Origin of the sequence: Gracilibacillus thailandensis, from assembly GCF_010994055.1 — a bacterium.
Classification (GTDB): Bacteria; Bacillota; Bacilli; order Bacillales; family Amphibacillaceae; genus Gracilibacillus; species Gracilibacillus lacisalsi.
The window spans coordinates 1-8,749 of sequence record NZ_WJID01000109.1 but is presented as its reverse complement, the minus strand read 5'-3'; the positions used below and the strand labels follow the sequence as shown (position 1 = coordinate 8,749).

Here is an 8,749-nt window from a genome sequence, read left to right as displayed (position 1 = left end):
CTTGAAGAGGGAGACTTCTTTCTGAAGAACGTTAAAATAAATGTTTAGTATACTGAAATATCCTCGCTAATACCGGATATAAGAGGATCATAAAAATCACATTTCCTACAGCATGAGCGATATCAAAGGATATACCTGCCAAGTAGTAAGCAACAAAATTGCCAGCAAATGTAAATGTCCCTAAGTTGACGATCAATCCGTAAATAAATGCTGCAAAAAATGCAAAAATAGTTAACAGTATCATAGTATTTTTCCTGTTATATTGTCCGAGAACGCCAGCTAATAATCCTATAATTGCCCATGCAATCATTTGCCAAATAGTCCAAATTCCCATACCTAAAAAAAGATTCGTAATGTACGTTGAGATGATCGCGATACATATTGCAGGTAATGCACCTACCATTGCACCAGTTATGATGACAATAGCAGTCACAGGTTGGATATTGGGTAGAAATTGAAAAGTGATTCTGCCTATAACACAAACAGCTGCTAATAATGATATAAGTGTAAGTTTATAGGTATTCAATGTATCACTCGATTACTTGAAGATCAAAGGTAATATGATCTTCATCCTCTACTTGATAATCAGCAATCCCTTCATTTACCATTTCTCCGTTTGCTTCATATGTCCAGAAGATGTTTTCATCAGTATTTTGTTGATGTCCTTCTATGGCCGTAAGAAAACCATCGTCTGTTACTTCCACGTCATAATTTTCTTCTAGGACTGTTTGCAAGCTTGTTCCTGCTTGAACAGTAAAATCATCCTCACTGATCGTAGTATTTGTTGTTTGATCTGTAATCGTTAATGAAATAGATACTTCTTCAGCTGTTGTTGATGTATTTCCACAAGCGGTCAATACTGTTGCTAAAATAGTTATCATAAATAATCGTTTGATTTGTTTCATAATCTCATTCTCCTCAATTTTTAATGTTGAGGATAAAAGCGATGTTCATGTATGTAAAAGTTGATATTACACTCGACATGCTTAATCCTCGAAGCATGAATAAATGTTTAATGGCAGGTCTCCTGACTTTATGTATTATTCTACTCTAGCGTCTTCCCATACGTAAATTTACCGTACAGTGACATAGGCTATTTCGTTACACTTACAGTTGCGAGGACAGTTCTGGATTCACACCAGATTCCCTTTTAAGCAATACACCATTAAACACACCATATTCTTCTATCAGTTATGTGTTACTTCGAATTTATAACCGACACCCCACACTGTTACAATCATTTTTGCAGCATCTGTTGATACTTTGCTTAGTTTTTCTCTCAATCGTTTCACATGTGTGTCTACTGTTCGTAAATCTCCAAAAAACTCATATTTCCATACTTCTTTCAATAATTCTTCTCGTTCAAAAACTTTGTCCGGAGACTTTGCTAGAAATAAAAGTAATTCGTACTCTTTTGGTGTTAAATTAACTTCCTTATTATCTGCTAAAACACGATGTGCATCATTATCAATTAATAGATGTGGAAATTCAATCAAATCTTTCGACCGGTTTGCTGTATGTATCGTATTAGAACTTGTGGATCTTCTTAATAATGCCTTGACCCTTAATACAACTTCACGTGGGCTAAACGGTTTCACGATGTAATCATCAGTCCCAGCTTCAAAACCATGAATTCGACTTAGCTCTTCTCCTTTAGCAGTAAGCATAATAACAGGTGTCGTCTTTTGAGTTCTCAGTTCTTTACATACCTCTAAACCATCTTTTCCAGGCATCATTAAATCAAGTAAAATTACTTCGTATTCTTCCGTCAAAGCTAACTTCAAGCCTTGCTCTCCGTCTTCCGCTTCATCAATCTCAAAACCTTCGCGTTCTAGGTACATTTTTAATAGACGGCGAATTCTATCTTCATCATCGACAACAAGAATTTTTTTCGTTTCCTGCTCCATCCTTCTCCCCCCTATCTCTTACTAGTATATAGGCAAAAAGCACAAGAGACAAATAGCACTTGTACTTTCTACCCAAAATTTTATGCGTAAGAATGTAAACCGGCTAAAACTAGATTAACAACGATTAAATTGAACATAATTATCGCAAACCCTATAACAGCTAACCAAGCCGATTTCTCACCGTGCCACCCTCGCGACAAACGAAGATGTAAGAAAATAGCATAGAAAAAGAAAGTAATGAGTGCCCATACCTCTTTAGGGTCCCAGCCCCAATATCTATTCCACGCTTCTTGTGCCCAAATGGCCGCAAATATCAAACCACCTAGAGTAAATACCGGAAATCCAATGGCAACTGCCCGGTAACAAACTTCATCCAATAAATCCGGATTTGCTTTTTTTAGTAATGGTTGGATAGCAGCAGCTACCCTTTTTCTCAATATAGCTCTCGCTATCATATACAATAATAAACCAACAGCTAAGGACCAAACTAATGTATTCAATTTCCGGGGCGCTTCTGCACCATGAAGCCATCCTGGTGCTGTAAAAACAGCATCCATCTTATCTTCTGTTGTTAGTTCACCGTTCTCTGGGCCAAACAATGCGGGTAGCTGATAATCTAATGTCAATTCTTCTTCATCAACTACATAAGAAAATGTTGCATTATAATCCATCGATGAAAAAATCGTTGTAATAATCACAAATCCTATTGTTGCACAAATAGAATACATAATGATCTCTAACCAAGTAGTTTTGGCAGTAGTTTGAGATTGGTTAATTTGACGGATTAAATAGATAATACCTGCTACAAAGCTTACCGCTAGAATCGCTTCACCTAAAGCAACGGTTGTAACGTGAATGTACAACCAATGACTTTTCAAGGAAGGAACTAATGGTGAAATTTCTTTTGGATACATACTAGCATATCCGATAATTAATAGTGCTACAGGTAAGGCAAATAATCCTAATAACTCAATACGATAGATGAAGTATAAAATAATAAACGCTAATACAAGCATCATACCGAAGAAAGTAACAAATTCAAACATGTTACTAACAGGTGCATGTCCACTTGCCATCCATCTTGTAATAAAATAGCCAACTTGTGCGATGAATCCCAATATAGTAGTACCAATCGCTAATTTGTTCATGAGTGTGAACTGTTTTTCATGTTGCTTGTCCTTAATGGTTGCAGCAAAAAAGATGACTGCTATTAAGTAAATCACAAAAGCAGTATACAAAAGACCTCCACTCAAAGATATTAAATCCATACACATTCTCCTCCTTGCATCACCTCAAGAGATAATGAGTTACACATCATTCTTTTTTTCTTGATCACGAACCATAGTAAAGGATGTCCCATCGATTAGTTTTTCAAATTCTTTGGTTAATCCATACCAATTTTTGTTCGTATGACATGCTATATAAATTCTATCCGTAGTTGGATGAATCCAAATTCGTCGATGCTGCCAATACATCCCTTGTATAACACCAATCATAAAAATAAATGCGCCTAAGCCAATAATAGGAAGTGTCAAATCTTTCCTAATCTTTAAGCCACTGACATCGCGCACACCAAAATCTGTTAAACTTAGCTTGTACTGATTGTCACCTGAAGGGATATTCTGACCAATCGCTAAAAAGCTTGCTTCACGCTCCTCTATATCAGGACCATACACAAAGAAGACAAATCCTGGGTTTCGAGGATAATTAGATACAGACCTCGGCTCACCATTACTTAATTCATATTCCGGATAATAACGATTCAGCTCAATACGGTAGCCATTATCAAATACATATTCACTTTCAGGATCTGTTAAATCAACGGTAAACTCTACAATAGCTTCTTCCGCCTCATCATCTACCTCATGCAACTTAAACGACATCGTTTGAAATTCATTGAGTTGATAACTATCTTGATAAAGTGCTAAACCATTTATTTTCAACGGTTCGTTTACGATAATTTCACCGCTTTTGACTTCTTTTAATTCTGGCTCCGACCCAATAACATCCTTCGATACATCTTCATATATAACAGCCTTCGTTTCGAAATGCTTCGGTACTGGTCCACTTGTATTTTCTAGCGCTTCTTCAAAAATCGCATCTTCGTCATCATTTCCATATGTTTCAAATATAAATTCTTCGTTCTTTATGTAATATTGTTGATTAGTACTAGGTATAACTGCTGTCTCGCCTTCTCTTACCCAGACAAAATCATCCACGTACATAAATGGAATGAAACGAAATAGTGTTCCTAATAAAAAGATAATAAGTCCTAAATGATTTACATATGGGCCCCATCTTGAAAATCTGCCTTTCTCCGCAAGTATGTGACCGTCTTTCTCTGTGATTTTATACCGATGCTTTTTAAGATTGTTGATAAAGCGAGTTTTATCTTCTGTATGATAGGCAGTATATTCTCCAAACAGTTTCTGTCTTTTCATAAAATTAGGATGTCGTTTAATAGCTTGGTTTTTTAATGCCTTATATAATGGCACTCCTCTGTCGATACTTACGATAAAAATAGAAATACCGATCAAAGCGATCAATACCATATACCACCAGGAGTTGTATAAGTTATGAAAACCTAACTGGTAATAGATTTGCCCTGATAATCCGTATTGGTCCCGATAATGTAAAGCTGGATCGACATTTCGCGGAATATACATTTCCTGAGGATAGATCGTTCCTAGTGCAGATGCAACTAACGCAATCGCGATTAATGTAACACCAATTTTAACGGATGAAAAAAAATTCCATATTTTATCTACTATTGAACGATTTTTCGTTTTAGAACGAATCGAACTACCATCATATCGCATATTCAATAATGTACTTTGCTGGTCATTATCTAACGGTTTTCCGCATTTTTCGCAAATAGTGGTCCCTTCCTTATTCTGATGACCACATGTACTACATTTTATTGTGTTCATAAGAAACCCCTCACGTTCCCTTTGGTACAATCTCTTGTAAATAGCCCTCTAATCGTTCTAGTGAAAGTTCACCCAACACCCGGTCTACCACCACACCATTCTCATCAATGAAATAAGTAGTTGGTAATGGTCGTATTCCGTAAGCATCCAACACTTGGCTATCTTTATCATGAAGTATTGGGAATGACAAATTATAATGATCTACAAACTTATTAATGACTAACTCTGTAGCATCCACACTAACAGCGACAATTTCTACTCCTTGCTCTTTATATTTCGGATACAATTCCTCCATATAAGGCATTTCTCTTTCACAAGGTTCACAATACGTAGCCCAGAAATTTAACATAACGCCTTTACCTTCAAGATCTGAAAGCTGCAATGAGGAATCTATTTCATCTTCATTATTTGCAACGCGATCCAATTGAAAATCTGGTGCTTGTTCATTAATGTCTACAGCTGCGTCTTCTTCAGCAGTTAAATTTGAAACAATAGCAAATACTAAAGCTCCGAACAGTACAATCAATATTGCAGATCGAAAAATAAAGCGATTTCGCTTCTTTACTTGTTTCTTATGTTTCGCTTGTTCAATCTTTTCCATCGATCTCACTCCCTTTGATCATTGTATCATTTACAATGATCAAAAATTGTGACAGTTATTTAACAATTACTTAGCCAATTTCTTAAGCTCGGCCACTTCTTGTGGTGTCAGTTCTCGATGTTCACCTGCATTTAAACCATCTAACGTTAAGAACCCAAATTTTTCCCTTTTAAGCTTCTGCACAGGCGTACCGATTGCTTCAAACATTCTTCTAATTTGCCGGTTTTTACCTTGATGTAAAACGATTTTAATAATAGCTGTTTTTTTCTTCGGATCAGTGGACATTACCTTTACATATTTTGCTTTCAATATATCTCCTTCAGAGCGAATCCCTTTTTTGAATAATTGTAATTTTTCTTTTGATGGAATTCCTTCTGTTTTGACGATATATTCTTTATTAATCTGATGACTCGGATGTAACAATAGATTAGTAAAATCACCATCGTTCGTCATGATTAATAATCCTGAAGTATCATAATCTAGTCTGCCAACCGGATAAAGTCTTTCTTCATATTCCTCAAAAAAATCAGTTACCGTCTTCCGTTTTTTATCATCCGATACACTGGTAATCACACCACGTGGTTTATAGAATAGAAAATATAATAATTTTTCTTTTTCAATTGGTACTCCCTCTACTTTCACTTCGTCTTGATCCGATACTTTGGTACCTAATTCAGTCACTACCTTGCCGTTTACTTCTACGAGACCATCAACGATCATTTTCTCTGCTTTTCTCCTAGAAGTAATCCCGCTTTTAGCAATAACTTTCTGCAGTCGTTCCATTATGCCTCACACTTTCTTTCTAGATTTATGTTATCATTGTTAACCATCTCTTTTATTTCGTATACATGAAAACAGTAGCGCTTAAGAAACGAGCGCTACTACAAGAATAACCACGACACAATTATTACTGAAACTATTATACCAATAAAATCCGCAATCAGTCCAACTTTTAATGCATTACCCATTTTTTTAATACCAACTGCTCCAAAATAGACGGTTAATATATAAAGGGTCGTATCAGTGCTTCCCTGCATGGTAGATGCTAGTCTACCTAAAAAGGAATCAGGACCATGAGTTTTAATTATCTCAGTTGTTACACTTAATGCGGCTGTTCCGGAAATGGGTCTTAATATTGCTAACGGTGCTATATCCGCTGGTATTCCAACTTTTGATAAAATAGGCTGTAATAAGCTGATAAACGCATCTAAGGCTCCTGAGCTCCTTAGAATCGCAATGGCAACTAACATTCCTAATAAAAAAGGAAGAAGAGAAACCGACATTTTTAAGCCTTCTTTCCCACCTTCCACAAATACCTCATATGCTGGTACTTTTCTTATAATGGCCACAATTAAAATCATCATTACGGTCACTGGAACTAACCAGATACTGATGACCGTCAACCATTCAACCATGTATAGACTCCTTTCCTTTTAACTCTACTGTAAACTTCATTTTGGACGTGTTTTTTGCATCAAACGATCAATCGTTATCGCTGAAACAGTTGTAATAAAAGTAGCTAAAATCGTACTTGCTACAATTTCAGTTGGCGCAGCTGAACTATACTGCATTCGAATGCCGATTACTGTGGTTGGTACCAGTGTAAGACTGGAAGTATTAATAACTAAAAAAGTTATCATAGAATTACTGGCATGATCAGATTTACTTATTTTTTTCATCTCTTCCATTGCTTTGATACCCATTGGTGTAGCTGCATTCCCTAATCCGAATAAATTGGCAGAAAAATTAGCAAGTATATACCCCATTGCCGGATGATCCGCAGGAATTTCAGGGAATAATCGTTTCACAATCGGTCTGAATAATTTTGCAAAACCTTTTAATATTCCCGCTCGCTCAGCAACTCTCATCATACCTAGCCAAAAAACTAATACACTTGATAGACTAATGACCAATGTAACAGCATCACTTGCCCCTTCAAACAAAGCCTCATTAACTTGTTCCATCGTTCCATTAAACATGGCATAAACAATTCCAATGATCGCCATTAATGCCCATATCACATTAATCAAGATTATCACCAAACAATCGTTTCAATTGTTCCAGAAAAGTGTTCCAGAACGATGGCTCTTTCGATTCTTCCAATGAATAGCGATATAATGCTGTATCCGTAATGGCTTCATCATGAAGATAGAAAACGCGTTTCCCAATCTTATCAAAATCAGAAGGTGTACGGCTCACATAATTTTTGTAGCTAATATTATTTACTTCATTTTCTGCTAAAGGATAGTAGATAGATTCTTGGATTTCTGCAGTAATGGCATCTTCTTGATCAGTTTGTAGTCTCATTGTTGATTTATCTTGTATTTTTCTTAACGGAAATTTTTCAAATCCCCATTCAAATAAATTCATATGATCTTGCCAGTCACTTGGCGCATTTAACGTTACAACTATTAATGTTTGTCCATTTTTTTGAGCCGTTGAAACAAGCGTTCTCCCTGCAGCTCGTGTATATCCGGTTTTTCCACCGTTACTGTACTTATATAATTGAGTAAGCAATTTATTTTTATTTATCCAAGCATAATCACGGGCGGAAGATTGATAAGATGAAGTACCGGAAATCTCTCTAAAAATATCGTTTTCCATTGCGTATTTGGTTAAAAGTGCCATGTCATAGGCTGTAGAGAAATGGGTTTCAGAGTCAAGTCCATGCGGATTGTCAAAATGACTATTTGTCATGCCAATCCATCTGGCTTTTTCATTCATTAAGTATGCAAAGCCTTCTTGGCTGCCGCCGATATGCTCGCTTATAGCTACGGCTGCATCATTTCCTGATCTTAACATTAATCCGTAGACAAGATCTTTTAATGTGATTTTATCCTCTTTCTTTAAATAGATGGAGGATCCTTCAGTTGATATCGCATTGTCCGAAATTTTTACATATTCATCTAGTTTACCAGATTCTATAGCAATAATAGCAGTTAAAATCTTGGTGATACTTGCAATAAGTGTTGGATTGTCCGCATTTTTCTCATATAACACTCTACCTGTTTCTTGATCCATTAAGATAGCATTCTCTGCTGAAACCTGTACACTTGCTTTTAAATCTGGTTGCGGTAATAAGACAAAAATTAATGCAATACATATACTATAAATAAACGGTCGCATGACACACCTCATCTCACTTTACAAATACGTTTGTACCATTCTATGCAGACGAGCAGTGCATATGACTAGAAAACAAGTAAACCAACATGTCTTCATTATTCGAACAATGCAGCGGTTTATGATTAAAACAAGTTTTTAATTCTAAGTAGATACAAACTGCGAAGTAATGAAAATTTTGTAGAGTG

General features: G+C 36.0%; 10 protein-coding genes and 1 riboswitch. All 10 genes read right to left on the bottom strand.

Annotated features, from left to right (window positions below; genetic code table 11):
- Positions 1-31 precede the first annotated feature (31 nt).
- Positions 32-526: an ECF transporter S component gene (locus GH715_RS20600; RefSeq protein WP_153837113.1), complete on the bottom strand. Its 495-nt coding sequence runs from the start codon at positions 524-526 to the stop codon at positions 32-34.
- A gap of 4 nt (positions 527-530) precedes the next feature.
- Positions 531-905, bottom strand: coding sequence for a DUF4430 domain-containing protein (locus GH715_RS20595; RefSeq protein ID WP_153837114.1), 375 nt, complete (start codon positions 903-905; stop codon positions 531-533).
- Between the two features lie 95 nt (positions 906-1,000).
- Positions 1,001-1,182, bottom strand: a riboswitch (cobalamin riboswitch).
- A gap of 5 nt (positions 1,183-1,187) precedes the next feature.
- The gene (locus tag GH715_RS20590; RefSeq protein ID WP_153837115.1) at positions 1,188-1,907 is read right to left on the bottom strand and encodes a response regulator transcription factor; all 720 of its coding nucleotides are present in this window, start codon (positions 1,905-1,907) and stop codon (positions 1,188-1,190) included.
- 80 nt (positions 1,908-1,987) lie between these two features.
- Positions 1,988-3,175 (bottom strand): c-type cytochrome biogenesis protein CcsB, encoded by a 1,188-nt coding sequence (ccsB, locus tag GH715_RS20585; RefSeq protein WP_153837116.1) that lies wholly within the window; start codon positions 3,173-3,175, stop codon positions 1,988-1,990.
- A 39-nt stretch (positions 3,176-3,214) separates the two neighbouring features.
- Entirely contained in the window at positions 3,215-4,837 is a 1,623-nt protein-coding gene (locus GH715_RS20580) for a cytochrome c biogenesis protein (protein WP_153837117.1), read from the bottom strand.
- Positions 4,838-4,847: 10 nt separating this feature from the next.
- Positions 4,848-5,438, bottom strand: a complete 591-nt coding sequence (gene resA / locus GH715_RS20575; RefSeq protein ID WP_153837118.1) for a thiol-disulfide oxidoreductase ResA — start codon at positions 5,436-5,438, stop codon at positions 4,848-4,850.
- Between the two features lie 66 nt (positions 5,439-5,504).
- Positions 5,505-6,221, bottom strand: coding sequence for a pseudouridine synthase (locus GH715_RS20570; RefSeq protein WP_153837119.1), 717 nt, complete (start codon positions 6,219-6,221; stop codon positions 5,505-5,507).
- A 98-nt stretch (positions 6,222-6,319) separates the two neighbouring features.
- On the bottom strand, positions 6,320-6,853 hold the full coding sequence (locus tag GH715_RS20565) for a spore maturation protein (protein WP_153837120.1): 534 nt from the start codon (positions 6,851-6,853) through the stop codon (positions 6,320-6,322).
- Positions 6,854-6,889: 36 nt separating this feature from the next.
- Complete coding sequence (locus GH715_RS20560) at positions 6,890-7,468, bottom strand: nucleoside recognition domain-containing protein (RefSeq protein WP_153837121.1); 579 nt, start codon at positions 7,466-7,468, stop codon at positions 6,890-6,892.
- Positions 7,461-8,564: a D-alanyl-D-alanine carboxypeptidase family protein gene (locus GH715_RS20555; protein ID WP_153837122.1), complete on the bottom strand. Its 1,104-nt coding sequence runs from the start codon at positions 8,562-8,564 to the stop codon at positions 7,461-7,463. Before GH715_RS20555 ends, GH715_RS20560 begins: the two co-directional genes overlap by 8 nt.
- Between the last annotated feature and the right edge of the window lie 185 nt (positions 8,565-8,749).